This window comes from Mesorhizobium helmanticense, assembly GCF_003034915.1.
GTDB lineage: Bacteria > Pseudomonadota > Alphaproteobacteria > Rhizobiales > Rhizobiaceae > Mesorhizobium > Mesorhizobium helmanticense.
Window position 1 is genome coordinate 23,621 of the sequence record NZ_PZJX01000046.1, and the last position, 24,338, is coordinate 47,958.

General features: G+C 62.1%; 30 protein-coding genes and 1 tRNA gene. 15 read left to right on the forward strand and 16 right to left on the reverse strand.

What is annotated here, in order from left to right; translation table 11 throughout:
• The first annotated feature begins 134 nt into the window (after window positions 1-134).
• Complete coding sequence (locus tag C9427_RS24890; RefSeq protein ID WP_107651731.1) at window positions 135-437, forward strand: hypothetical protein; 303 nt, start codon at window positions 135-137, stop codon at window positions 435-437.
• Between the two features lie 315 nt (window positions 438-752).
• Here C9427_RS24890 and C9427_RS24895 read toward each other — a convergent pair whose 3' ends face one another.
• From C9427_RS24895 to C9427_RS24920, 6 genes are all read right to left on the reverse strand, one after another.
• Window positions 753-1,184: a hypothetical protein gene (locus C9427_RS24895; RefSeq protein WP_245437169.1), complete on the reverse strand. Its 432-nt coding sequence runs from the start codon at window positions 1,182-1,184 to the stop codon at window positions 753-755.
• 127 nt (window positions 1,185-1,311) lie between these two features.
• Window positions 1,312-1,746 (reverse strand): hypothetical protein, encoded by a 435-nt coding sequence (locus tag C9427_RS24900; RefSeq protein WP_107651732.1) that lies wholly within the window; start codon window positions 1,744-1,746, stop codon window positions 1,312-1,314.
• A 141-nt stretch (window positions 1,747-1,887) separates the two neighbouring features.
• Entirely contained in the window at window positions 1,888-2,322 is a 435-nt protein-coding gene (locus tag C9427_RS24905; RefSeq protein ID WP_107651733.1) for a hypothetical protein, read from the reverse strand.
• Window positions 2,322-4,832 carry a hypothetical protein gene (locus C9427_RS34905; RefSeq protein ID WP_245437170.1) on the reverse strand — a complete coding sequence of 837 codons (2,511 nt, stop codon included), beginning with the start codon at window positions 4,830-4,832 and terminating at the stop codon, window positions 2,322-2,324. Before C9427_RS34905 ends, C9427_RS24905 begins: the two co-directional genes overlap by 1 nt.
• 250 nt (window positions 4,833-5,082) lie before the next feature.
• A complete protein-coding gene (locus C9427_RS24915; protein ID WP_107651734.1) occupies window positions 5,083-5,403 on the reverse strand; it encodes a Bbp19 family protein in 321 nt (106 codons plus the stop codon).
• Window positions 5,400-7,163: a portal protein gene (locus C9427_RS24920; protein WP_107651735.1), complete on the reverse strand. Its 1,764-nt coding sequence runs from the start codon at window positions 7,161-7,163 to the stop codon at window positions 5,400-5,402. The genes C9427_RS24915 and C9427_RS24920 overlap by 4 nt, the downstream gene beginning before the upstream one ends.
• Window positions 7,164-7,480: 317 nt before the next feature.
• Here C9427_RS24920 and C9427_RS24925 point away from each other — a divergent pair, with 317 nt between their 5' ends.
• Window positions 7,481-8,098, forward strand: coding sequence for a methyltransferase domain-containing protein (locus C9427_RS24925; protein ID WP_107651736.1), 618 nt, complete (start codon window positions 7,481-7,483; stop codon window positions 8,096-8,098).
• A 360-nt stretch (window positions 8,099-8,458) separates the two neighbouring features.
• Here the strand turns inward: C9427_RS24925 and C9427_RS24930 are convergent, their stop codons facing one another.
• Together C9427_RS24930 and C9427_RS24935 are read right to left on the reverse strand one after the other, a co-directional pair.
• A complete protein-coding gene (locus C9427_RS24930) occupies window positions 8,459-9,028 on the reverse strand; it encodes a hypothetical protein (protein ID WP_107651737.1) in 570 nt (189 codons plus the stop codon).
• Window positions 9,029-9,217: 189 nt separating this feature from the next.
• Window positions 9,218-9,976 (reverse strand): phage terminase large subunit family protein, encoded by a 759-nt coding sequence (locus tag C9427_RS24935; RefSeq protein ID WP_107651738.1) that lies wholly within the window; start codon window positions 9,974-9,976, stop codon window positions 9,218-9,220.
• 295 nt (window positions 9,977-10,271) lie between these two features.
• Between C9427_RS24935 and C9427_RS24940 the strand changes: the two genes are divergently transcribed.
• Window positions 10,272-10,997, forward strand: coding sequence for a hypothetical protein (locus C9427_RS24940; protein ID WP_146172589.1), 726 nt, complete (start codon window positions 10,272-10,274; stop codon window positions 10,995-10,997).
• Window positions 10,998-11,285: 288 nt separating this feature from the next.
• Here the strand turns inward: C9427_RS24940 and C9427_RS24945 are convergent, their stop codons facing one another.
• Genes C9427_RS24945 through C9427_RS33870 form a run of 3 tightly spaced genes read right to left on the reverse strand, consistent with a single transcriptional unit; the run spans window position 11,286 to window position 12,750 of the window.
• A complete protein-coding gene (locus tag C9427_RS24945) occupies window positions 11,286-11,942 on the reverse strand; it encodes a terminase large subunit domain-containing protein (protein WP_245437171.1) in 657 nt (218 codons plus the stop codon).
• A complete protein-coding gene (locus tag C9427_RS34910) occupies window positions 11,920-12,354 on the reverse strand; it encodes a hypothetical protein (protein WP_245437172.1) in 435 nt (144 codons plus the stop codon). The genes C9427_RS24945 and C9427_RS34910 overlap by 23 nt, the downstream gene beginning before the upstream one ends.
• A 3-nt stretch (window positions 12,355-12,357) precedes the next feature.
• Entirely contained in the window at window positions 12,358-12,750 is a 393-nt protein-coding gene (locus C9427_RS33870; RefSeq protein WP_146172590.1) for a hypothetical protein, read from the reverse strand.
• Window positions 12,751-13,273: 523 nt separating this feature from the next.
• Between C9427_RS33870 and C9427_RS24955 the strand changes: the two genes are divergently transcribed.
• From C9427_RS24955 to C9427_RS24965, 3 genes are all read left to right on the forward strand, one after another.
• Window positions 13,274-13,579 (forward strand): hypothetical protein, encoded by a 306-nt coding sequence (locus C9427_RS24955; protein WP_107651741.1) that lies wholly within the window; start codon window positions 13,274-13,276, stop codon window positions 13,577-13,579.
• Between the two features lie 229 nt (window positions 13,580-13,808).
• Complete coding sequence (locus tag C9427_RS24960; RefSeq protein WP_107651778.1) at window positions 13,809-14,114, forward strand: hypothetical protein; 306 nt, start codon at window positions 13,809-13,811, stop codon at window positions 14,112-14,114.
• A gap of 409 nt (window positions 14,115-14,523) precedes the next feature.
• Window positions 14,524-14,829 carry a hypothetical protein gene (locus C9427_RS24965; protein ID WP_107651742.1) on the forward strand — a complete coding sequence of 102 codons (306 nt, stop codon included), beginning with the start codon at window positions 14,524-14,526 and terminating at the stop codon, window positions 14,827-14,829.
• A 20-nt stretch (window positions 14,830-14,849) separates the two neighbouring features.
• Here the strand turns inward: C9427_RS24965 and C9427_RS24970 are convergent, their stop codons facing one another.
• Window positions 14,850-15,263: a DoxX family protein gene (locus C9427_RS24970; RefSeq protein WP_107651743.1), complete on the reverse strand. Its 414-nt coding sequence runs from the start codon at window positions 15,261-15,263 to the stop codon at window positions 14,850-14,852.
• Window positions 15,264-15,569: 306 nt separating this feature from the next.
• A complete protein-coding gene (locus C9427_RS24975) occupies window positions 15,570-16,322 on the reverse strand; it encodes a tryptophan 2,3-dioxygenase family protein (protein WP_107651744.1) in 753 nt (250 codons plus the stop codon).
• A 293-nt stretch (window positions 16,323-16,615) separates the two neighbouring features.
• Here C9427_RS24975 and C9427_RS24980 point away from each other — a divergent pair, with 293 nt between their 5' ends.
• The 5 genes from C9427_RS24980 (at window position 16,616) to C9427_RS25000 (ending at window position 18,629) form a co-directional block, all read left to right on the forward strand.
• Entirely contained in the window at window positions 16,616-16,909 is a 294-nt protein-coding gene (locus tag C9427_RS24980; RefSeq protein WP_107651745.1) for a hypothetical protein, read from the forward strand.
• Window positions 16,910-17,099: 190 nt separating this feature from the next.
• The gene (locus C9427_RS24985; protein WP_107651746.1) at window positions 17,100-17,573 is read left to right on the forward strand and encodes an Lrp/AsnC family transcriptional regulator; all 474 of its coding nucleotides are present in this window, start codon (window positions 17,100-17,102) and stop codon (window positions 17,571-17,573) included.
• 322 nt (window positions 17,574-17,895) lie between these two features.
• A tRNA-Gln gene (locus tag C9427_RS24990) sits at window positions 17,896-17,969 on the forward strand.
• Window positions 17,970-18,123: 154 nt separating this feature from the next.
• Window positions 18,124-18,321, forward strand: coding sequence for a hypothetical protein (locus C9427_RS24995; RefSeq protein ID WP_107651747.1), 198 nt, complete (start codon window positions 18,124-18,126; stop codon window positions 18,319-18,321).
• Between the two features lie 122 nt (window positions 18,322-18,443).
• Window positions 18,444-18,629 carry a hypothetical protein gene (locus tag C9427_RS25000; RefSeq protein ID WP_107651748.1) on the forward strand — a complete coding sequence of 62 codons (186 nt, stop codon included), beginning with the start codon at window positions 18,444-18,446 and terminating at the stop codon, window positions 18,627-18,629.
• On the opposite strand, the gene C9427_RS25005 is transcribed toward C9427_RS25000, so the two are convergent.
• On the reverse strand, window positions 18,626-18,895 hold the full coding sequence (locus tag C9427_RS25005) for a hypothetical protein (protein ID WP_208636417.1): 270 nt from the start codon (window positions 18,893-18,895) through the stop codon (window positions 18,626-18,628). The two genes, C9427_RS25000 and C9427_RS25005, sit on opposite strands and share 4 nt — an antisense overlap.
• Window positions 18,896-19,406: 511 nt before the next feature.
• On the opposite strand from C9427_RS25005, the gene C9427_RS25010 reads away from it, so the two are divergent.
• Together C9427_RS25010 and C9427_RS25015 are read left to right on the forward strand one after the other, a co-directional pair.
• A complete protein-coding gene (locus C9427_RS25010) occupies window positions 19,407-19,721 on the forward strand; it encodes a DUF982 domain-containing protein (RefSeq protein WP_107651749.1) in 315 nt (104 codons plus the stop codon).
• A gap of 51 nt (window positions 19,722-19,772) precedes the next feature.
• Window positions 19,773-20,018 (forward strand): hypothetical protein, encoded by a 246-nt coding sequence (locus C9427_RS25015; protein WP_146172591.1) that lies wholly within the window; start codon window positions 19,773-19,775, stop codon window positions 20,016-20,018.
• 18 nt (window positions 20,019-20,036) lie between these two features.
• Here C9427_RS25015 and C9427_RS25020 read toward each other — a convergent pair whose 3' ends face one another.
• On the reverse strand, window positions 20,037-20,756 hold the full coding sequence (locus C9427_RS25020) for a Crp/Fnr family transcriptional regulator (protein ID WP_107651751.1): 720 nt from the start codon (window positions 20,754-20,756) through the stop codon (window positions 20,037-20,039).
• Between the two features lie 183 nt (window positions 20,757-20,939).
• Between C9427_RS25020 and C9427_RS25025 the strand changes: the two genes are divergently transcribed.
• Together C9427_RS25025 and C9427_RS25030 are read left to right on the forward strand one after the other, a co-directional pair.
• A complete protein-coding gene (locus C9427_RS25025) occupies window positions 20,940-21,173 on the forward strand; it encodes a DUF6894 family protein (protein WP_097576377.1) in 234 nt (77 codons plus the stop codon).
• A 303-nt stretch (window positions 21,174-21,476) separates the two neighbouring features.
• Window positions 21,477-21,806: a GYD domain-containing protein gene (locus C9427_RS25030; RefSeq protein WP_167434475.1), complete on the forward strand. Its 330-nt coding sequence runs from the start codon at window positions 21,477-21,479 to the stop codon at window positions 21,804-21,806.
• Window positions 21,807-22,086: 280 nt separating this feature from the next.
• On the opposite strand, the gene C9427_RS25035 is transcribed toward C9427_RS25030, so the two are convergent.
• Window positions 22,087-24,189 (reverse strand): EAL domain-containing protein, encoded by a 2,103-nt coding sequence (locus tag C9427_RS25035; RefSeq protein WP_107651753.1) that lies wholly within the window; start codon window positions 24,187-24,189, stop codon window positions 22,087-22,089.
• Window positions 24,190-24,338 lie beyond the last annotated feature (149 nt).

Below are 24,338 nucleotides of genomic sequence, written 5' to 3' on the forward strand. Positions count from 1 at the left end.
CCCGTCTACGGGGAGAAGGTCCCGGCAGGGGATGAGGGGCAGCGCAACGTTCGGAATGCTGACACGACCCTTACCCTCGGAGCAGTTCGACGCTATCGTCTGGCACTCACGAGGGGGCGACGATGCGTTTTTTGATGACCACGCTGCTGGTTCTCTGTTCGGTTTCCGCGCATGCCAGACAGGCTACCAGCCTTGACCAGATCGACGGTTGCCTGGTCCTGCCGGTTGCCGCTGTCGACATTCACCTCAAAGCGACTTTCGAAGTGACACTGGACAAGACCGGCAAGCTCAAGTGGATTACCGTCGCATCCTACGAGCCGCATTCGGAGGCCGCGGCAAAAGCAGCCCTGCTACTCTCAAAATCGGTCGAGAGATGTTGGCCGCCGGGCGTCAAAACCAGCCCGATGCGCATAACTGTGGATTTGAGCAAAATCTAGCTATCCCGCGGCCTTGGAGAACGGTGCTCAATCCACATCGGCCTTCACCACTTGCGAATAATCTTCAAGAATTGGTCCTGCTTACGGAGGCGAGACATTTTGCTGCCGCGTGTTGGCAGGTTCCAGAGGCGGGTTGAGTTCGCCGTACTCCTCCTTGAACTGGTCTCGCCATTCGTGTTCGTCAAGCACGTTGGCGGAGTTTCGGACATCTGCTGAATTAGCTCTGGCCCAGGGAGAGTTAGGCTCAAGCACGGCATACGCGCCTCCCGCACCGGACCCGGGGAGAGTTCGGCTCAAGCATAGCATACGCGCCGCCTACCGACCGTCGTAAGGCTCAACCGTCGCGGATGGGATACCAAAGTCGTCAAGTAGATCCAGCACGCGCTTCGAGATGACCAGACGCAGATCGCCAGCAATGCCGAAATCATCATGACCTGCCTTCCCATCCACTTTCAACCACACGAACTGCGGGAGTTCTACGTGGGGCTGCAGTTCCAGGAAGTCTTCCGACTTCGTGATTTCGGCGTGAGCAAAGTTCGCACCAGAGAAGCCGATGTTCTGCAAGGCTTGCTTGACTTCAGCCACGACGAGAAAGCACGGGAAGGTCGTTATGATAACATCGCCGAACCACCCTTCCATTTGGTAGACCAGTTTGCCTACAACAGGGGGATGAACGCTTGTGTCCATGATGGTGCCCCGGCCAATTCCGCCGGCGACATCGGGCTTTATATAAAAATATTCCATCATTTACCTACGGGAGGATCAAAAAGATGATCGTATTTTTTATCGATCTCGGTGAACATCCTGACGCGTCGCCATTGGATACGTCCTGAAGAAATCATCCCATTCGATGTATTGTTCTCGAAGCCCAACCTCATTGCTGCTGGCCATCGTAGGGCTCGACCACAGCAAACGGTATTCCCAATGACTCCAGCAAATTGAGAACGCGTTTCGAGATGACGAGGCGATAGTTTGCCGCGATCCCGAAGTCATCGCGGCCAGCCTTCCCATTCACTTTCAACCAGACGAAAGATGGAAGTTCCTGCCCAGGTTGATATTCATGAAACTCTTCGGATGTTGTCACTTCGGCTTCAGCGAACGTCGCACCTGAAAAGCCTATCTGCTGCAATGCGCGCTGGGTTTCTTCGGTGACGAGGTAACACGGGAACGTCGTAACGAGCACATCACCGGTCCAGCCCTCTACCACGTAGTGGAGCTTGGTCACAATCGGAGGATGGACACTGGGGTCCAAAACGGTGTTTCTGCCAAGCCCACCAGCCACATCAGGTCTGATATAGAAATACTGCATTATCCACCTATTGGGGGATCAAAAGATGGCCATATTCTCTATCGATCTCAGTATCTTATCCAATAACATCCTGACGAATCGCCACTGGATGCGTCCTGAAGAAATCGTGCCATTTGATGTATTATTCTCGAAAGCCCAACCTCATTGCTGCTCGCCATCGTAAGGCTCGACCACAGCAAACGGTATCCCCAATGATTCCAGCAATTCAAGAACGCGTTTCGAGATGACGAGGTTATAGTTTGCAGCGATCCCGAAGTCGTCACGGCCTGCCTTCCCATTCACTTTCAACCAGACGAAGGGTGGAAGTTCCTGCCCAGGTTGATCCTCGTGAAACTCTTCGGATGTTGTCACTTCGACGTCGGCGAACGTCGCACCTGAAAAGCCCATCTTTTGCAGTGCGCGCTGCGCTTCTTCGGTGACGAGGTAACAGGGGAACGTCGTAACGAGCACATCACCAAACCAGCCCTCTACTTCATAGTGAAGCTTGGTCACAATCGGCGGATGGACGCTCGGGTCAAGAACGGTGTGGTTGCCAAGCCCACCAGCGACGTTCGGTTCTATGTAAAAATATTGCATCACTCACCTATTGGGGGATTGAACAGATGTCCGTATTTCTTGTCGATGTAAGTGACGTAGTCCAGCACTTGCTGGCGGGTTGGCTGGGGATGCAACCTATAGAATTTATTCCATTCGAATCGGAAAACAGTCTTGTGCAAAAGATCATCAAGCCCTTTGGGAATTCCACGGAGATTCTGAAGTGAGTGCATCTCATCTTCGGCAACGAGACCAAGATATCTGGTCAATATCTGCCGCTCTGCCGCGTGGTGGACCACGACATCGCCTCCCAAGTTCGGGTTCGCGTGGAGAAATGTTTTGCGGTAATTTTTCGAAGCAGCCTTGCCAAACGATGCTCCCGCATACTTTACCTTTGAGGGGTCTCGCGCGATTGATTTTATTATCTCAAGAAGCTCGGCCTTGTCAGGCTTGGCACCCTTGCTCAAGCGGTAAGCCGCGTCTTTTGCTGCATTTATTGCACGAGACTCAGCCTCAACGGCCTGGCGAGCCACCGCACGCTCAGCGGCGAGCTCTGATGCGGCCCGCGAACCACTAGCCGCAAACTCTTCTAGCGGCTTGGCAAACTTGCCCGTCCCGCCGCGGACAATGGCCAATCCTTTTGTAACAGCCTGGCCGAGTGACTCTAATACTAGGCTGCCCCCGCGTGCTGCCCCAGAGGCGGGATTGACCGGCAGTTGACTAAGGGCGTCCAAAGGATCGTCGCGCAGATCCCGGAAAAACAGGCCAATGTCGTGCGGGGCTCGGCCTAAGGCCTCAAAACTCTCACTGAGATAGTCGCCGAAATTCTCCGCGGCTTGTTGGAATGCAGACGGGGGCTCGTCAGGTTGTGTCGATGGAGGTCGTCCTTGCCCCATCGCAGCAGTGATGATCGGGTCGATTTGGGTCGGCCGAGCAGGGCCAGCTTGATCCAACTGCTGAGATAAGGCCTTGCGAACGCCCGGATCGGGCGCTGCTGCCAGAAGATCACGCAGGATGATGTCCTTCTCAGCCTGCGGAACGTCTTCGTTACCAAAGGTGTCGGCAAGGTTTTTGACAACGGCCATCGGTAGGGGTTGAGGGGTCTCGACCCCCAGCTGCCGTTGGGCTGCAACTGAGACAGCGATGGCCCACCTGTAGGCCTCCGGATTGCTGGTCTTGCTGTTTGAGCTAGCGACCTTGCTCCACGCGGCATCGACATTGGGGAAGACCCCGCGAACGTAGCCACCAGGGTCCGTCCGCCTAATACCCAGAGTCTTGAGGGCGGCAGCAGCCGTAACCTGATAACGTATCTGCTCTTCCTCGGAACTGCCCGGCCCAGGCTCTGCATCGCGTAGCGCCGCGTGGATTGCCTGGTTGGGCAGGGTCCGCATGCCAAAAGCTTGACGGCCGGCATCAATCTTTCGGGCAAAATCCCCGTACTGCTTGCCGCCCTCTTCGGCGCCATAAACTGCGGCGAAGTCCGCGCGGCCAGGCATCTTGCCGGAATAGCTGCCCGTATTGGCGATTGCGTCCGGGGCGTTCTGCGAAGCAAGGTCGATGTTGGTGCGTGCTTCGACCACTTGGGCCGCAGTCGCCGCGTGGGCCTGGTCGATCAGCCGCTGAATGTCATCTGGAGACAGGTCGGCGAGACGGGCGATTGCCGGCTTGGTCGCCATCCGGTCGGGCGCCGGGGCACCGTCCCCAAACGCCTGTTCCACCATTTCATCGGGCGTCCGCTTTCCAACGCGGTCACCTTTCCCGGTAGCTGCCTTTGAGTTGTCCGAGACAAAGCTGCCTGCCGCTTGGGTCGTATCGCTGGCGGCATCTCCCCCGGAGGGCTCCGCGGGCGTCCCGACACCAAACATCTCCAGCGCACGCTGCGGGTCCTTGGCGATCAGCGCTTCGAAACGCGCCTTCGCGGCGGTGCTGAACCAGTCCTTCACCTTCTGCTGCCTGATCCCGGGGTCGAGCCCCATCTTGTCGATCAGGTCGAGCCCGTCCTGGCGGGCCGCTTCGAAGGTGACGATGTCGTCGGGATTGGCCTTGCCGATGGCGATGGCATTGGTCTGCAGCACCGTGTCGACCTCGGCCTGCTCGTAATCCTGGCGCCGCTGAAACTGGCGCTGCGCCATGCGCAGCCCGCCAACCCTGCGCATCGCCTCCTTCTGCCTGCCGAAATTGGCGCGCTGGCTTTCCGGCATGTTCGGCAAGGCATCGTCGAACAGCCTGTCGAACAGACCGGGCTTGACCGCCTGGCCGGTGCGCGGATCGACCTGGCCATACATCGCCTCGTGCAGGCCGCTGCCATCGGCCGGCGCGTTCGCCGCCACCTCGTCTTCCGCCTGCGCGATCTGGCTGTTGAACCGGCGGCGCGCGAGCTCGGCGTCGAACGCCTCCTGCTGCTCGCTCATCTGCCGGTAGCGCTCGGCAACAGCGGAAAGCTCGTCGCCAAAACCCTGCATGGCAGCACCCAGCGGCGATCCCTGTGGGTATTGCACCGGCGTGCCGGTATCGAGCCGGCGCTGGGCCAGTTGGAGAGGAATGGTCGCCATTTGATTGTTCCCTGCAGTGGCGCCACGCTGGAGGCCGCGGCGCTGCGCCGGCGGTCCGGCCCGGTGCCGCCGCTTTCGCGCGTCATGAATTTTGGGGAGGTCGCCAATGACGGTGCCACTGGCCAAACAGGGTTGGGTTTCAGCGACCCTTATTGTGAGCCTGCTGTGAGCTGGGCGGCTCCGCGGACCCGCATGGATGATAGGCCGAAGCGGGCCGTGACCACGGTGAAGCCAGCGCTTGCGAAGTCCCCTACCCCTCCAGCCTCGCCGCCTTCTCGAGCGCCGCCAGCTGTGCCTCGTCCATCGTCAGGAACCCCATGATGTGCTGCACCACTTCGGCGCGCGCATTGCTCAGCGCGCTGTGCAGTTCGAAGCCGCTTGGCGTCCTGGTCCTGGCCATCCACTCGCCATAGGAGGGGCGGCGGTAATAGCCCGTCGTTGCCGCGAGATCGGCCAGCACCATCTCGCCATCCTCACCGGAAAATACCCTGAGATACGCCTTGGTCAGCGCTTCCCGCGCCTTGGCCGGACCGCCGGCCTGCCCGGCATGGGCGAAGCGTTTGCGGCTCATGCGCCGGCGCCCGGCGCAGCCGGGCCGCTGGGCATCTCGGCCTCGGCCTGCCCGCCCTGCAGCATGCCTTGCAGGCCGTCGAGCAAGCCGCTGTCGCGCGCCTGCACGGCCGCCGGCACCGCGTCCTTGGCCGCCTTCCCCGCGGTGGCGATCGCCGCCATGCCGGCCTGCGCCTGGCTTGCCTTGGCTCTCGCGTCGCGCAGACCGTCGACCTCCTCCTTGCGGCGAAAGATGCGCTGCGGGCTGCGCCCGGCGCTCTGCACGATCTTGATCGCCTCGTCGCCGTCGATATTGTCCATGATGCCCGGATCGAACTGCGCCATCTGCATGGCCGTCGTCACCACCTGGATGGTGTCGCGGGCCTCGGCCGAGCGGCGCAGCACGTCGAGCGGGCCGGTGAAGGTCGGCCGCACCGCCTTGCCGGCCAGGCTCGCCGGCGGCAGGAAACGGCTGTCCTCGTCGTACAATCCTTTGTCTTCCAGGATACCCAGCTCGCGGTCGAGATTGCTGGCAAAGCCGGCCTGGATGATCGAACCGGACGGCCCGAGCAGCGCGCCCTTTTCCTCTTGCCTTATCAGCGCTTCGGTCGCCGTCATCTGCGGGTTCTGCACCAGCGTCTGGAACAGGTTGACGAACATCATGTCGCGGATCTCCTCGGCCCGGCTCTCCGCGTAGTTGAACGCATAGGTCGGGTTCTGCCCGGTGGCGATCGGCGCGATCAGCGGCCGGCCATTGTCGTCGATCAGGCCGGGATAGTTCTCGCCGGGATTGAGCACAGGCACATAGTCGAGCCTGGCCTTCGAGGCGGTCGCCGGATCGGTGACCTGCTGCAGCGCGCGCAAGCCCGAGCGGCGCACGGCGTTCTCCTCGCGCACCGTGGTCAGCGCCTCGATGGTCGGCGAGATGCCATAGGGGTCGCCCTCGTAACGGCGCCAGTTGAAGGTCGACACCGGGAAGGAGCGGAAGCCGCTCTCCCTGACGATAACCTCCTCGTCCTCGATGACGTGGTAGGAAGCAAACGCTGTGTCGAGATATTGGTAGGCGCCGCCCAGCCTATACATCCTGCGCTCGTCGCGCGGCTGGATGCACTGGATCAGCGAGATCCTGGTCTCGCATTTGGCGGGGTCGTCGACCAGCATCCTGATGCGCGCCGGCAGCTTCTCATAGCCGAGCAATTGCGCCGCCTGCCGCGCGGTGCGCTCGTAGCGGCGATGGAAAATATCGACCTGGCCCCAGCGGTTGCGCGACAGATAGCCCTCGACCACCGGGATCGAGGCATAGCGGATCAGCGTGCCGCCGAACCCCTCCTCGGCATAGAGATAGGCCGGGCCGTAGCGCACGACATTGCGCAGGCAGGCCTGCGTCGCCGGCACGAAATTGGAGTTGGCGGAGTAGCGCAGCGCAAACAGGAAATCGCGCAGGCTTTCGGCCCATTCCTTTTCCTCGTCGCTCTCCTCGTCGTTCATCTCGGCGGTCGTCAGCCCATGCCATTTTTCCGACTGCGGGATGATCAGGCTTTCGAGCCCGGCGGCAAGACGGTTGGCGGCTGAGTTGATGGTGTTGGCATAGACCCGGGCGCCGCGCCGCTCCTGCCGCTCGGCCTGTGAATCCGGGCCGCCGGTGCGACGGCCGCTCCAGACATCGGGGGCATCGGGGTCGCAGAATTCGGATACGGCCTCCCAGACATGCTCGTACTGGCTGCGCTCGCTCTCGAATTCGGCCTGTCGCGACAGGATATCGCGGGCACGGGAATCGCTCATGGTCTGCCTCGTTGAAACTGCCAATCTCCCCCCTCGTGGGGGAGATGTCCGGCAGGACAGAGGGGGGCGCTGTCCCTCCAGCCTGCAATGAATTCGGATTGCGCCCTCGGGCATATTTCCCGGTTCGAACAGCAATGGCTGGTGTTCCTTCACGCCCCCCTCTGCCCTGCCGGGCATCTCCCCCACGAGGGGGGAGATCGGACGTCGCGTCGGCCTTCGCCAATCTCAAACGTTGGCAAAGCGCTATGTCATTTTTTGCGCACTTATCGGTGCTAGATCGTCGGTGCGGCGGGCCTTTGCAGGAGGCCAATGTGGCAATGACGGAAAGCCTACCCGGCGCCCTCAAGCGGCGAAGCAAGCAGGTTGCAAAGCGGCTGATCGGCTATGATTCCCGCAACTGGTTGCGCATCAGGCAGATCGAGGCGTTCACCGCGTTTCTGGAAGCGGACAATCGAAAGTCCTCTCCGGTGATCGAGGTCTCGCCCGGCTGGAACCGCTACTGGAAGACGATGTGCTCCAACTACACCTCGGTCGATTTCCCCGACTTCGACATCTGCAAGGACCGCACCGAGCGGCAATATCAAATCGTCATCGCCGACCAGGTGCTGGAGCACGTCCAGCGGCCGCTGGCGGCGGCGCGGAACATCCACGCCATGACCCAGCCCGGCGGCTGGGCGATGGTGGCGACGCCGTTCCTGTTCAGGGTGCATGCCAGGCCGCACGACTACAACCGCTGGACGCCAGCCGGCCTGAAGCAGGTGCTGATCGAAGGCGGTTTCGCGGAAGCCGACATAGAAGTGTTCGGCTGGGGCAACAAAGCCTGCGCCAGGGCCCATATCGGCGGCCCGGTGCGCGCCTACGGCCTGTGGCGCGATTTGAGCAATGACGAGGAATACCCGCTGATGGTCTGGGGGTTTGCGAGGAAGGCGGGGTGAGCGGCCGAAGCCTGTCCTCCCTTCTCCCCCTGTGGGAGAAGGTGGCCGAGCGAAGCTCGGTCGGATGAGGGGTGTTCCAGCTTGGCACTGGCGGCACTCCGTCCAGCACCCTCAACCGTCTCGGCGCTACGCGCCGATCCACCTTCTCCCACAAGGGGAGAAGGAAAAGCCTTCACCCCCGCCGCTTCACCAACCTTGCCAGCCGCCGCCAATACCACCAGGGCCAGCCGCCCCGGTTCCTGAACACCCGTTTCATCGCGCCCATCTCACACCCCCAAGAGCACGCGGCGCTTGCCGGTCAAATCGCCGGACGCGAGATCGGTCTTCACCGTGCCGGCTGTGCCCTGGCGCTGCTCGAGCTCAGCCCGAAGTGCCGCCTCGCGCGCCTGCACGTCCTTGTCGGCGATGGTCGGTGTCGGTGGCAGCGGCTTCAAGGCGGGTGGTTTTTGAAACAGGCACATGGTTCCAGCTTTCTCTTGTCCAGTCGAAGAGGATGAAGGTTTCGCCGTTCCTGCCATATCCAGGCAGACGGCAGCGTTCAGTCGCGCCCAGCCGGCCAAGCCAGCGCAGCGCCAGTTCATTGGCGGCCAGCGCCCGCGCCTCGACCCGCCAGGCCCCACGCGCAGCCACCTGAGGCCCAAGCACTTCATGAAAGAACCGCGTGATGCCAGGCACGCAGCGCTTCATGCGGCGCGTGCCCCAGCTCCAGGCGATCCAAAGCCCGCCGCGCTGTTCGGCGGCGCCGAAGCCGGCCTCCGGATTGCCATCGAGCTCGGCGACATAGGCAAACCCCTGCAGCGCCGTCAGCGCCAGCAGCGCCGGAGACCACTGGTCGAGCTGGCAGTCGATCTCGGCCCGGTCTTCAGGGCGCAGGTTGGCGGCGATGTAGGAGAGATCGCGCAAGGTGGCGGGGATGATGCGGGTCGGCATGAACAGACTTTCGTCATCCCAGGGCGAAGCAGGAGCGAAGCGACGTCGCGGAGACCCTGGGATCCATGCCGTGAACTCCGCCGAAGAATGCCGCATCGCAGAATTTCTGCGCCCGTCGCGGCGCTCTGAAGTCACGGCATGGATCCTCGGGTCAAGCCCGAGGATGACGAAACGAAGGCACTGCGAGCATCACCGAAACGCCCCCAGCGGGTCACTCTGCCCCGCCGGTCGTTTGCGCCCCGCCTTGAACTCCGCCGGATCCACCACCGCTTCCCGCAGCATCATCACGCCATAGCGTGTCGCCGCCATCAGGTCATCGCGCAGCTTCACCACCTGGCCATCCCGGCGGTGATAGAGCCGGAACTCCTCGAACCAGGGCAGAAGCGTCGAGAACACCTTGAAGCGGCCGGACTGCATGCGGTCCAGCATCTCCATCAGCCCGGCCTCGACCGAGACCGAGCCGTCGGCGAATTGCGCATGGCGGGTCAACATGTTCAGCCCGTGTGCGGCATATTGTTTGGCCAGCGCCACGCCGGCGCCCTCCAGCGTCTCGCGGCGGCCGTCGCGCGGCCACGCCCAGGGCAGCCATTCGCCCCACGGCTTCAAGGTCAGCGCCTGCATGGCCGGCGTCTGCTGCGAGGCGCGGCAGGCTTTCGAGACATAGACGACATCGGCCTCTGTATCCCAGGCGAGCTCGACCGCGGCCGACGGATGGTCCCAGCCGAAATCGAGCGCGCCGAGCCGCGGCCAGTAGCGCGGCAGGCGGAACGGCTCGCAGCAAATCAGCGCCTCGGCGATCGGAAAGATGCGGCCTGAGCCCAGCACCGGAGTGCCCTTGGCGCGCGCCTCGCGCTCATGCGCGGGATAGGCGGCGACGATCGCGGCGCGCTGCTCGGGCGAATAGTGCCCGGCGTCGTCGATGGTCATGCAGGTGACGTGTCGAGACATATTAGAGTTCCGTAATTGACTTGGCGCGGCGAGCGACTTCCACTGATCTTTCCCTTTGCGGCTTTATGCGCTAGGTCTTGCCCGGCATCGGCGAAACTGATGCGTGTTGGGCCGGAGCATTGCGCGCGGCCTGTACTCTACGCGGGTGGGAAAGCCACTCTTTGCCATGACAGATCTATTCGAGGCCATGCGCCTGTCCGCCGAGGACAGCGAGACCGCTCATCTTTTCTTCAGCGAAGGCGGCAAGATCCTGCTGCCGCTCGGCAAATCGACAAATGCCATGACCGGTCCGGAAATGCTGCAGCGGCTGATGTCGCCCTCCGATGACGACAACGGCGCGCTTGCCAACGACTTTCTCAGTGAGCTCGGCAAGACGGTTCCGCTGGAAAGCCTGCGTCTCCTGCTCATATCGGGCAATGCCCGGACGCGAGCGACAGGTGCGTTTCTTGCCACGTTTCAAAACCAGAACATCAGTTCGATGGTGGGCGAACTGGCCGCGTTGCTGGCAGATGACAACCCGCGCACGCGCTTCGATGCCGTAGAGTCTATCTTGCGATGCAGCACGCGTGGCGATGGCGACTATCTGGCGCAAGCATTGTTTGCTCTTGCAGATGAGCATGAGGGTGTGCGCATGGGAGCCATCCAGTTCGTGCGCTTTGCAAAGGACTGGCAGTTGAAGTTCGCCCGCCAGCGCGCCGCATCGCTCAGGCCGGGAACGCCGTTTTCGTCGATAGCGGAAATTTCCGGGCAGTGGCGGGACGATGCGTCAGGCGCGATCCGTGCGATGCTGGACCATGCCGAGCCGGTGGTGCGGCGCTACGGTCTGGGGCTGGCCGGCCGGGCGAGATTGGTCGTCGTTGACGCCTATATCGAATGGGCGCAGACGTCTGCCGATCCAGAAATCAGCAAGCTGGCGACGGATTGCCTCGAGCACAACCAGATATCGCAGCATGCGGTCTGGCATTCATCATTGCCGGCAGCCGCCCGACCTCGCCCTGATCGAAAGCGGGCGCGAAGGTGACGTGACGGGGCATGGATGGTTTCCGCTTGAATCAGTTTGGCAGAGGCGGGACCTAGGGTGTTGTTTGGGCGGGAGCATTGAATGCCTGGGTTCCTCGCCCCCACGAAAGTGGGGGAGAGGTGGCTCGGCGAAGCCGAGACGGAGAGGGGGACGCCGGTCGTACAAACAGAATGGTCGAAGACGTGGCGCTTGCAGGGACCGGCGCCCTACGAAGGCCCCTCTCCGTCCGCTTCGCGGCCACCTCTCCCCCCGCTTCGCGCGGGGCGAGGAACCCAAGTTCTGCAAACCTCACCCCTTCCCCATCCGCTCCACCTCCTCCGCCGACAAAAACAACAGCACCACATCGCTCATGCCAAGCAGCGGCGTGAAGGTGACGATGGTGATGCCGCCCGTCGCATTGGTGCGGGTCAGGCCTTCGGAGTAGATGTCGAGCGGCGGTTCCTCGTCGAACCAGACGCCGTGCAGCGTTTCGCCCTGCCACTTCTCGCGGCCTTTCTCGTAGCTTTTGAACGACAGCACGGATTCGCCGGCCTGCACGTCGCCGCCGCCACCATGGCGCACCACGACGCTGTCGAGGGCACCGGGAGCATTGCGCCCCATGATGGTGTGGGCAATGGCGTCGGCGGGGATCATGCCGGTGCCCCATTCCGCCGGCTGCTGCGGCGGGCCGACCAATATACGCTGCGGGTTGTCGCGCGTGCCCTCGCCGGTGACGCCGGCGGCCCACAGCCGCACGGCCTTGTCGAACACCTTGCCCTGCCACCACGCGGGATAGCGGCCGGTGAGATGCATGGCCCATTCCGCGCCGCCGGCCCTGGTCTTGCCGAGCTGGTTGCCGGCCATGAACAGGCGCTCGCGATTGGTGGCGCCCGCCGCATGGAACGCGGCCTGCCTGGCATAGGGCTGGTACGCGGCGAGCTGGTTAGTGCGGCGCCGGCGGTCCAACTCCTTGAGCAGGCCCGGATATTCCCTCTTCGCTGCTGCCGGGCTCTTTGAGACCAAGCTTTTCGCGGCCCGGCCTTTCCCTGAGGCCCGGCCCTTCCCCGAGGAATGGCCGCAGGACGGCTTCGAGGCCGCGGATGCGCTGCCTGATTTCGTCATCGCTCAATGCATCCAGACTGTTGGTGTCGATATCGGAACCCTTGGGCAGCACCGACAGCACGATCTTCAGGTACTGGTCGGGCTTTTCGCTGCGAACCTTGGCGATGACGCCGGCGCCATGCGCGCGGAAATCGGCGCGCACGGCGACCAGGAAATCATCGCCCAGCGTCTTCTTCGCCCGCTTCGGACGGCCCGAGGATTTGGTCTTCGGCGCGGATTTCGAAGCGTCCGGTGGATCGTCGGTGACTTCCGTCATGCCCTACTCCGCAATCTCGGCGGGCGCCGGCTTCCCGGGCTTCGTCGCCATATCAGCCTTCGCCGCCGTCTTGCGGGCAGGCTTCTTGCGCGTCCTCTTTCTGCCGCGCGGCTTCGCCTTTGCCTTGCGCCTTGCAGCCTCAGGCTTCGCCGCCTCTGGCAAGGCTTTCAGCCTCGCACGGACGAGCCCCACGATGCTGCCACTGAGCCTCACCTGCGGAAAGCCGAAGCCGCCAACGGCATCGACCGGACCGCCCCGCACCATGCCGATCAGCACGCCGGACGGCACCGCTTCGATACGGCCGACGCGCGCTTGCGGCACGCCCTCGAACAAGCCAATGGCGCTGACGACCTCACGGCCGTCATCGTCGCTGATGATGGTGGCGTAACGGGACATGGGGTGATCTCTTGAGGTGCGGTGCGCGTCACAGGAGGCACCGAGTTCCTTCGCGCCCCCCTCTGTCCTGCCGGACATCTCCCCCACTTGGGGGGAGATTAGCAGCTTCGCCGACAGCGTCCCTTTGCAAGGTTGGTGGTTGGCGAAATCAGTGGTGACGGCCAATCTCCCTCCTTGTGGGGGAGATGTCCGGCAGGACAGAGGGGGGCGCTGTCCCGCCGACATTCAAAGTCGTCGATACGCCAACACTCACTCGAAGATCGCGAGAAACAAAAACCCGCCTCGGGGGCGGGCCGTCGGCGCAAATCAGCACCATAGTCAAATCATAGCATAACTGCCCTCAGATGGCCAGCTGCCGCTATGCAAAGCTCCAACAGAAAAGACCTGTGGCCGGGTCAAGAAGATGAGTTCCCGGTCCAGAAATTGATCGGGTAAGCCGAATTTCTATCGGAACCATTGGCAGGCCCGAACGGTTCTACCCCCAGTCGCAACGCGACAGTGCCTTGGAACAAAGGAGAAGATTATGTTTACCAGAATTCTTGCAGCTTCCGCATTGACGATTGGCCTCGCCACGGCGGCGATAGCCCAGAACGCCGGCGGGACAGGCAATGAAGGCGGCAGTGGCCAGTCGATCACGGTTGATCCGGCAACTCCCGCCAACCCGGCTCCCGATCAGGGTACAACCGGCAGCACCACCACAACTGACGGCATGAATTCGAACGCCGATCAGAATTGTGCCAACAGCCCGCAGGGCGCACAGCCCGACGCTAGCAATTTATCACCTGGAACCGCGTCGCCGACCGTCAACGACAACAATTGCGGCAAGTAGGCCGCTCTCGGGGGTCGCAGGGCTGTGGAGTTGCTCCACGGCCTTGCCTTGGTGAGATTGCCGGAGGGAACCCATTTGCTCCGGCGTCGTTGCCATAGATAAAAAGAAGGAGATGACCGTGGCAGACAATGAAACCAGCCCATCGAACAGCAATGGCAATTCCGTCGCAGCGCGCAGCCAGGGTGCCTCGCGCAGTCGATCCAGCCGGTCGAACGCGTCCGAAGAGACGATGAAGAAGCAGATCGCCGAGTTGCGTCGTGAGGTCAGCAGGCTGAACCGGGCGCTGAGCGAGCAGGCGGAGGAAGCCGTCGAAACAGCCCATGGCTGGTACGACAGCGCGGCGGATCGCGCTTCGCGCGCGGCAAAACAGTTGCGCAGCCAGGCGCAGAGCGTGTCGGAAACGGTCCAGCAAAATCCCGGCACGATTTCGACGGCAGCAATGCTGGGCGGCTTTGTCGGTGTACTGATCGGGCTCACGATTGCCCGAAGCGTCGAACCCCAACCCAACTGGTTCCATCGCCGCTGGCACGACTGACGGAGCGATCGGTCGATTCCACTGGCAAGGCTGGGGGCGGCCGGCCTTGCGCAGGTCGACATCCGACCGGCGATTCACGACCGGACTGGCAGAGCCAAGAAGCAACGCCGCCATGCCTGTGGGATACGTGAAAAGAAGCTGTGGGATACCGTGAAAAGAAAAACCCGCCTTGGCGGCGGGTCGTTGGCGCAAATCAGCACCATGGACAAATATGTAGCATAGCTGCCCTCACCCGGTCAACGACTTTCTAAGAAAAAATTCCCATTCCCATCGAAGTGCCCTGTTCGACAACCGAATCCAGGTGCGCTGGCCTGAGGACGAAGCGGATCCGATACCGGCCCTCCGAGCGCTGTTTCGGATCGGAACCTGCCCTCGCGCGTTTTCACCCTGACCAATGGGAGCAACAGCCATGAACGTCGCCAATCTGCAGCTCGAAGGCCTCCTGATGGCCGTCGCATCGATCAACCAGGTGCTTGTCCGCAAGGGCATACTGACGGTCGAGGAGATCGACATAGCGCTACGCAAGGCCGAAGCCAGCGAGACCGGTGAGGAACGGTCCAACGGCATGTCGGCGTCGAGCCGCGACGCCGTCAGCTTCCCGATCCGGCTGCTGGAACTGGCCAATCAGTGCCAGCCGGAGACGGACATGCCGTCCTTCTCGAAGCTGGCGCGCATGATCGGCCAGATGAAGGAACCCTACAACGACCAGATGTGAGGCCCTTCCTCGCCTCTCCCTCACGCCCTGCCGAGCTTCGAAGCCAGCACATTGCCCGGCCCGTGCACCGCGGCAAACAACAGCCCGGCCAGGAAGGTAAAATGGTCGACGAAGAAGCCGAACTCGGCCTGGTTGCCGGCCCAGTGGCTTGGCCCGTGGAAGGCAAAGTTGAGGAAGATGACGTAGACGCCGGCGATGAGCGCGGCCGGTGTGAAGAAAGCCCCGGTCAGGAAGCATACGACCAGCACGGCCTCGAGCAGCGCCGCGCACCAGGCCAGGAATAGCGGGAACGGAAAGCCGGCAGAAGCGATGTAGCCGGCGGTCGCCCCCATATCCATGACCTTGAAGGCCACCGCCATCAGGAAGACGGCGGCGAAGATCACCCGGCCGACGAGTATGGCAGTGGTCTGCCACGGCGATTGAACGGATACCATGATGTCCCTCCAGGGTTCGCTGCGGTTTCGCCCCAAGGACGGGCGAAGCGCGGCGGTTCCGACATCAGGCTGGAAATAGTTTTGGCTGGCGGCGTGGCAAGCCTCGCAGGGTTGGGTTTCCTCGCCCCCACGAAAGTGGGGGAGAGGTGGCGCGGCGAAGCCGCGACGGAGAGGGGGATTGCGCCGACGGCAGTCAAATGAAGCGGTTGAGGACGTATTTGGCCTTGGCGCCTTACGAAGGCCCCTCTCCGGCCGCTGCGCGGCCACCTCTCCCCCCGCTTCGCGCGGGGCGAGGAAAACTCAAGCCTACCCCGCCTTCGCCTCCGGATGGCTGATCGGCTCCCTTACCGTGCCATACTCGGCCCCCCAGCGGTCGGTCATGGCGCAGCGTATGTCCCACAGCTCCGGGAAGAAGCGGTGCCGCGCGCCGGCCTCCAGCAGTTCGACCGGGCGACCTTTCAGCGACTTCGAGCCGAGCCCGATCGAGCGGTGGATGAGCTGGAGATGGTTGGCGCGGAACTTCTGGAACAGTTCGTCGAATTCGATCAGCGCCTCGGCCACGACGTAGGAGTCGCCGTGATCATAGCCGGAATCATAGACGTCCTCGACGGTCAGCCCGCGGCCGTCGAGATAGGATGCCTTGAAGGCCCGCCACAGATCCGGCGGCATGCGCAGCAACAGCTTGAAGCCCGGCGATTCCTGGCCGCTGCCATTGCCGAGCTGCAGTCGGATCTGCTGATACTCCTTGGGCGACATGGTCTCGAGCAGGTCGAGCTGCGCCGTCATCATGCGCATCAGCCGATGCACGCGCCCCATCAGCGTGACGATGCGATGCGTGTTCTGCCGTTCGAGGAAATCGACGACATCGACCAGCGTGTAGGTGATGAGCTTCATCCACAGCTCCTCGACCTGGTGCACGATCTGGAACTGCAATTCATCCGCGTTGACCATCTCGGCGAGCGGCTTCTGGCAGGCCAGCAGCCTGTCGCATTTGAGATAGACGCCATAGTCGCGCATCTCCGGCGCTTCGATGCGGGCGTAATAGTCCGGCTTGTGCATGGTTTTTCTCCCTGCCCGGCCTGAGGGCTCAAGCTTCGTTCGATCCGAGTCGACAGGATAGAAGTTTTCGGCTTGAACATTGTTCCTTTCTGTTATCCAGATAGCTGTAAATGGAGGACGGAAGTCGCTATTGCGTCAACTTTGGAGAACGATTGATGCTGGATGCCCTCGGCCTCAGGATTGTCGCGGTGCCACGGCGTGCGAGGCCCCCTCGCCAGATCCCGCCCGGCCATTGCGCAACCACCTTGCGACATGCGAGTTTGGCAAAGACTCATCATCATGGGAGTCTCGACATGTCCCTTCGTCCGATTGCGTTGACCTCGGCAGCGATCATGCTTGCCTTCACAACCTATGCCCAGGCCCGGCCGGACACCCGCACCATGACCTGCCAACAGACGCAGGCGCTAATCCAGAGCCGTGGCTCGGTGGTGCTGACCACAGGTCCGAACACCTATGCCCTCTACGTCCGCCAATACAGCAGTGCGTGTAACTATTCGGAAATCCCGGCGATCGCATATGTGCCGACCCTCGATGGCCAGTGCCAGGTTTATGGATGCAGGGAGCCGCTCTACACTCCTCCCGGCTGACGGCCTCACGCCGGGCGACGAGCCGCGCTGCCGATTGACGGCGCGCTTGCCGGTCGCACCACAACAGGAAAGCACATGGCTCGGCGACCGTCTTTCAGGGCGCGCGCCGCTCGAATTTTTCTTGTTGTTGTTCAGGAACAGAAAAGGCAGGACGATTAGCGGGTTTGAGGCGGCCATAGGAGAACGATCGGTGCTGGACGCCCTCGACATCAGGATTGTGGAAGCGCTCGAACGCGATGCGCGAATCTCCTTCGCCGCGCTCGCCGACGAGGTCGGCCTGAGCAAGACGCCGTGCTGGAAGCGGGTCAAGGCGCTGGAGGATGCCGGCATCATCAGGGGCTACTCGACGCGCATCGATCCGGCCAAACTCGGCTTCGGCATCGAAGCCTTCATCCAGGTATCGATCGATTTCGAGGTGTCGGACGCTTTCGAGGCGGCGGTCAAGAAACACCCGCTGATCCGCCGCTGCCACGCCACCACGGGCGAGGCCGATTATCTCCTGCAGATCGTCACCGTCGACATGATGGCGCTGGACCGGATGCTGCGCGTGGAACTCAGCCGCCTGCCCGGCGTGCGCCGCACCATCACCTCGATGGCGATGCGCGAGATCAAGGGCGACATCTCGTTTGCTGCCGCCGTGGGACACGCGCAGACAGAGCGATAGGAGGGGCCGCTTTCGCGTGCTTCCGTCACAATCCTTCCCGCCACACAGGGGGCTTCGATTTCAACGGCTGCGTTCCTGGCTCGTCGCGTCCCTCCTTCTGCCGTTCGCCGTCGGCCTTCCGCTTAGGACAGTCCTCGTAATTATGGTCACGCCCGCCGCAGTAGGAGCAGCATTTTGCCGGCGTGTCGGACTGGAGCATCGAGGCCATTCCCAAGAATGCGCCAGAGGTCGTCTGGTTGCAGCAACGCTGCGAACCGAAGTTGATTCGCGGACAGCTTCATTCGCGGACGGGAAAGTGTTAGAGAGCGTTCACGTCGTCTATTCCCGCTTCGTCTAATGGTAGGACAGCGCCCTTTGAAGGCGTGAATCGTGGTTCGAGCCCATGAGCGGGAACCAGCGGCGCGGCCGGCGCCACTGCCGGACAGGCGACACGACGCCGGTTTTTTCGGCCTGCCACCGCCATCGGCGAGATTCAACGTCAGGTTTTAGAAACGCAACCACTCATTTACTTAGGCGCTGTACCAGACGGCGGTGAATCGCCGGAGGTCGAATGTCGGGACGTGCATTGCGCTTTGAATGTATCATGGAGCCAAACGGCAGGTGGATGGTGTGGGATAAAAAGCTCGACCTGCCGGCCCAGTTTTCAGCCCTTGCGCTGATCGGCCTGTGTCACCTTGAAGCCATTTCGCTCTGCGACCTCTTGAACGAGACCGACACTGCCGATGTACGGCAAAACCGGGCTTCGTGATCGCCGTATCGAACGGCGCCAGCCTGAATGGCTGGCGCTCCGTAGCCGCGCAGCCGGGATTTGCCTTGACAAACAAGAGTGCTATATTAGCTGACTAAATGATTCACAGTCGGCGAGCCGGCATGGCCAAGAAGAAATCGAAACTGGAACTGTCTGGTGTTTCCGCGGTTTCTCCGGCGGAAGCCTACGAGGCGGCCTACTTCGCTCGAAAGTGCGGACTGACCCGGGACGAAGCGCTGAAGATCATGCGCGAAGCCCAGCGCTCGGCGGAGGCGACGATATCTGCCGGCACCAGGCGGCAGAATTAGCCCGATATCCGAAGCCCCTCTCCGCCCACGATCGGCGGGATCTCGCCAGTGATGTGGCTGGAGCATTGCGGCGAGGCCAGGAACACATAGGCCGGGGCGCCATCCGGTTTGGGTTTCGCCTTGGCGCGGTCGTCGATGTCGACCTTGCGTTGCACGCGGCGCTGCTTGCGCACCGTCTTTGACGTGTCGAATTTCTTCAGCGTCGGTTCCTCCCTCGTTCCAAAGGTACAACGCATGCCGATCGAAAAGGTCGGCCGCCGTCTCACCGGGGTTCGTTGGAGCGGGCCGACACAGCCGAGAACCCTCCCTGCACAACGCTCGGCCCAATCGTTCCCGGAGACATATCAAAGTTAAATGCGAACGGCTGCCCCGAGGTGATAGTCAATCTCGGCGGGGGGCTATCGGGAGGAGAAGAAGCCCATGGAGATTGGAGACTTGCTTGACAGATTGTCGGCCACTTTGCAGCGCAGGCATCCCCCCATCCCGCCACCGTCGGTCAGGCCGATCCGCAACTCGCTCGCCGACGACGCCCCGCCAAAGCCGCGTGAATTGCCCCGCACCGACCACGCCCGCCAAGCCGACCGGCGAGCAATATAATGGATGCAACCATCGCCGGTTATCTTCGTTTATCGCGATCCAAATCCTATGCGGGTGGCAGTGATGAAATCGTTTCAGACAAGTAATCCCATTCTGGTCTTGGGCGCCGCTCTTTTCCTGCTCGCGCCCTTCGTGGGGCTGCTGTGGCGTACAAGAGAATGGTTTGGATGGTGAGTACTGATGAGCACGTTCCTGCCACTGACCATTAAATTCGTGGACGGTGACTCGATGGTGGTTTCATCGATCGCCGATGCCAGGAAGGCGCTTGATGGCAAATGGGCGAACAAGCAAGCCGCGCCCTATACCGCGGCGGTCAGGCTGGTGGACGATGCCCTGAATGGCATTTGCCGCCCGGCCATTGCTTTCGACGCCTTCGCCAAAGCCGCGGTCGAACAGGGTTTGCTGAAGCCCGCGAAGCCGTCGAGCGCGCTTGCCATGCTGGACGAGTTGTGCGCGCCGGACGGCCAGGTGCAACGTGATCGGTCCGGCCGATGATAGACGGTCTCGCGCATGGCTTGGATCCTTAGGGTTGGCGACGAAGTGATCGTGAATGGCACCGTCCTGAAAGTGCTCGGCAGTGGTCGCGCGCGTGTCAGGATCCCTACCCATAATTTCCCTTTCGCGATCGAGCCTCCGGCCGGCGCCAAACCGGGCGATCAGATTGCCATAGTCGGCCATGTCACGGACGTCGACCAGGGCAAAGGCAGGGTCACCTTCAAGGCGGGCGGCCTTGTCACCGTCGATATCGCCTCCCTTACCGCGTGGAAGCCCACACATCGGGACCCGCAATAGCAGGCCGCGGATCCTGGCCTATCTCGGCTCACGATTCATGCTGAGATAGGTGGGATCGAATTCGGCTATTTCGACAAGCCGCTGCCAGTCCAGTATCGTTACCTTGTGGTTTGCCCAGCCAATCACGCCGATCTTGCGCAGCGTGCCGATGACCCGGTTCATGTGGACGACCGACAGCCCCAGCACGTCAGCCAGTTCCGCCTGCGACAGAGGAAGCAGGAAACTCATCCCGTCGGTCCGTTTGACCACCTGAAGCCGGATAAAGAGTTCGCAAATGAGATGGGCCAGATGCGATATCTTGGAGCGCCGGCCCATGGCCACGATCCATTCCCGGTGGATCGCGCCATCGACAAGTGTATCCAGCCAAAGCAGCCGGGTGAGATGAGGAGCCTGCTCGGTAATGGTGCGCAGCTTGCTGTGCTCGGCGGCGATGACGTGACATGGCGACAGCGCGATGATGCCGTGGTCCATCGTCTTCAGAAGAAAAGCATGCAGGTCAACGAAATCGCCGGGTACCTGCAGGGAGGTGAACTGCCGCCCGCCATCTTCCAGCACCTTGTAGCGCGCGGCCAGGCCGTCAACGATGAGTGTGCTGTAAATCGGCCTCGAACCTTCCGAAACGATATCCTCGCCGGTGGCGAAATATTTTTCGGTCGACATGGCACTGGCAAGCAGCGCCTGCTCGCCCTCCGAGAGGGCGTCGTGCTGGCCGAGATTGAGATAAAGCGACTCCAGCATCCAAGATTTCCGATCCTGCTTTTAACGCCTGGATGAAACGTTGGAAGTCAAGGGTGGTTGCAGCAAGCCAACCATCGCCGCCTCCGGCATCTGCACCGGATCTCTTCCAAGGCCTTGTCTCCGGCGCGATTGGAACCATGAGCGCGGACACGAATTGAAGTTTATGATGCCGGATCCTGTCGCATGGAACGTTTCTATTTCGACCTCTACAACACTGAGCACACCCAAATGGATGGCGAAGGACAGCTCTTTCCCACCCGGGAAAGGGCGGGGATGGAAGCGCTGCGGATATTGCACGATGTCGCGCGCGACGAGGTGTCGGACGGCGACAATCTGAAGATCGTCGTCAAGGTGCGGGACGCGAACGGAGATCAGATCTTTGAGGCCTCTCTGGTCCTCGCCTCAGCCTGGAGCTAAGCAAAATGCCAGCGATAACGTTCCAAATTCCCAACGGCTGGAATAACGCTGGCTGAGCACGTTCATTTTTCGGCCCGGGACTGTTTCTGCTGCGCGCTACCGCATAGACATACGGCGGACTCTTGCCCTCAAGATCGGCCTGATCGACCTCGGAGCACGTTCATCGGCATTGCACTTATATTAGCTTAAGCGCATATTTAGTCAGCCGGTGAACGACCCAAGCCGGTTAGGCTCGGCGCCAGTCCCCCCCTCGATCCCCCCGACGCCGAGCCGCTATGGATCGAAGGCCCCAGGAGACGAACCATGCCCATGTATCTCTCACGATTCAGCTATACGCCCGAGACCTGGGCGCGCATGATCGAAAACCCCGAGGATCGGCGTGACGCAGCCCGTACCTACATCGAAGCAGCGGGCGGAAAGCTGCACGGGTTCTGGTACGCTTTCGGAGAGCACGATGGCTGGAACCTGTGGGAGGCGCCAGACAATGTTTCGATGGCATCTGTCGTGCTTGCCATTGGTGCGGGAGGAGCGCTCAGCTCGTACGAGACCACCGTTCTGCTCAGCGTCGAAGAGACGATGCAAGCCCTGGGCAAGGCAAAGTCGATCCGATATCGCCCGCCGGGAAAGCCCTGACGAACTCCCACGTTAGACGGACGTTCGCCCACCCACCTATCTTAGGCCAAGGAAACTCAGTATCACCAATACGATCACCACAGCACCGACCAACCAGATAATATTGTTCATGACGTGCTCCTCCTGCGGGGTCACGCCGTAAAAGACGGGACCGCGAGAACAGAACATAAGCCGCACCTAAAAGTTCCATGATTGCTCGCGATCGACACGGAAGGAAGCCGCTTGCCGGAACCGCCGGGAACTTTGCAACGCGGCGCCTGGAGGCATCCAGCCGCAAATGCTAAGCTCTCCGGCCAACCGGCAAGATCGCTTGCGCGGTCGCCCGCGCCACGATCGCCTCCAGCGGCTCCGGCCGGTGCAGCAAATACCCCTGACCGAAGGCAACGCCCATCTCCTGGAGGATCTCCAGCGTGTCCTGCCGCTCGACCTTTTCCGCCACCACGGAGCAGCCGAGGCTTTTGGCGATAGCGGAGATGGCCGAGACGATTTCGCGATCGAAACGGCTTTGCGCGATATGTTCGATGAAGGAGCCGTCGATCTTGATCTGGTCGACGGGAAAGCGCCTGAGATATTCGAACGAGCTCATCCCTGCCCCGAAATCGTCGAGGCTGACGCGGCAATGCCGCTCGCGCGCCTTGCGCACGAACTCTTCGGCGGCACCGAAATTGGTGACGGCGGCCGTCTCCGTGATCTCGAAGCCGATGCCGAAATGCGGCGCGCCAGCTTCATCGATGGCGGCGTCGACGAAGTCCCAAAGCTGCGGGTCGCTCAGCGTCTGCGCCGACAGGTTGAAGCCGAGCGTGAGCGCCCCGGACTTCAGCGCCGGCCCATGCAGCGACAGCGCCGTCCTGATGATCCAGCGATCAAGCCTTGATGCGATGCCGAACCGCTCCGCCACCGGGATGAATTCGCCCGGCTGGATCAGCTTTCCACTGCGCCCGACGAGCCGCGCCAGGACTTCGACTTGGCGGCTCTCTTGCCAGGGCTTTCCGAGCCGGTGGATTTCCTGGCCGAACAATTTCAGCCTGCCATCTTCCATGGCATCGACGGTGTCGGCCGCCAGCCGCGCCGCGTTCAGACCGCCAGAACCGGATGCTGACCCGGCGGAAAACACCGCGAAACGATTGCGCCCGGCAGCCTTGGCCGCATAGCAGGCGTCGTCGGCGCAGGCGAGCGCGTCGACCACGGTGGTGTTCCGGTCCTCAATGAAGGCGATGCCGACGCTGGCGGCGAGCTTGCGCGACGTCGCCGTCGAGCCGAGGTCAGCGTTGCGAACCGCTGCGAGAACGGCGCCGGCGAGCCTCTCGGCCTGCCTTGCATCGCAATCGGGCACCAGCAGCGCGAACTCATCGCCGCCGAGGCGCGCCGCATGCGCCGACGATGGCAGGCAGCCCAGAATACCTTCGGCGACGCTCTTCAGCGCGAGGTCGCCGGCGGCGTGGCCGGCAAAGTCGTTGAGCGCCTTGAAGTAATCGAGATCGATGTAGAAAACCGCGAGTGGAAACTGCCGCCCCGTTGCGATGTCGTCGGCCAGCAGCCGGTCGAAGGCGACGCGGTTCAAAAGGCCGGTCAGGGCGTCGTGGTGAGCCGCATGGGCCAGTTCGTGCTCGCGCCGCTTCGCCTCGGTGATGTCGCGCACCGTACCCAGGATCTGGCCCGACGATTGCATGTCGGCGATGAAGCGCAGCAGGGATTCGATATGCCGGATCTCGCCGTCGCGCCGGATGATGCGGTATTGCGAGGCGACGACGTCACTTGTCTGCAGCGGCGCCAAGTGGGCCAGCTCGGCGGCGTCCCTGTCGTCGGGATGAAGATAGCTGTGCCAGAGGTCGCGCGGCACCTCGTCGGTATCGGAGACGAAGCCGAAGATCTCCCTGGTGCGGGCATCCCAATAGCTTTTGCGCGTGGCCAGATCGTGGTGCCAGATGCCGGTGCCGCTGGCCGCCAATGCCAGGCGAAAGCGCGCATTGACCTGTTCGAGCTCAGCTTCCGCTTCCTTCTGCTTGGTGATGTCGGTTTGAACGCCCATCACCCGAAGAGGCCGCCCTTCGGCATCGCGCTCGACCACGCCGCCGCGATCGAGAACCCATACCCAGTGGCCGTCCTTGTGCTTCAGCCTGATCTCGGTCTCGATGGAATCGGTCTGACCGGCGAGATGGCGTTCGCCGCTGGCCACCGCTTGCTCACGATCGTCGGGATGCGTCAGCCGCAGCCAGAGATCGCTTGTCATGGCAAGCTCACCCTCGCCATAGCCAAGCATTTGCGACCACATTGGCGAATAGAAACAGTCGCCGCTCCGCAAATCCCAGTCCCAGACGCCTAGATGCGCGCGTTCAAGCGCCAGCGCCCAGAACTCCCCATTGCGCGTCTTGTCGTCGGCCATGCCCTGGTCCGCCCTCCGATCTCCGCCACTGTGCAGCAAAATCAGAGAAGAAACCGTTACTGCAAGCGGCGCCGCGGCGGCCATGGCATTTCGATCGAGCCGCCGGATTAGTCTGTTCACTGCCAGGGCAAGCGGTCAATATTATCAAT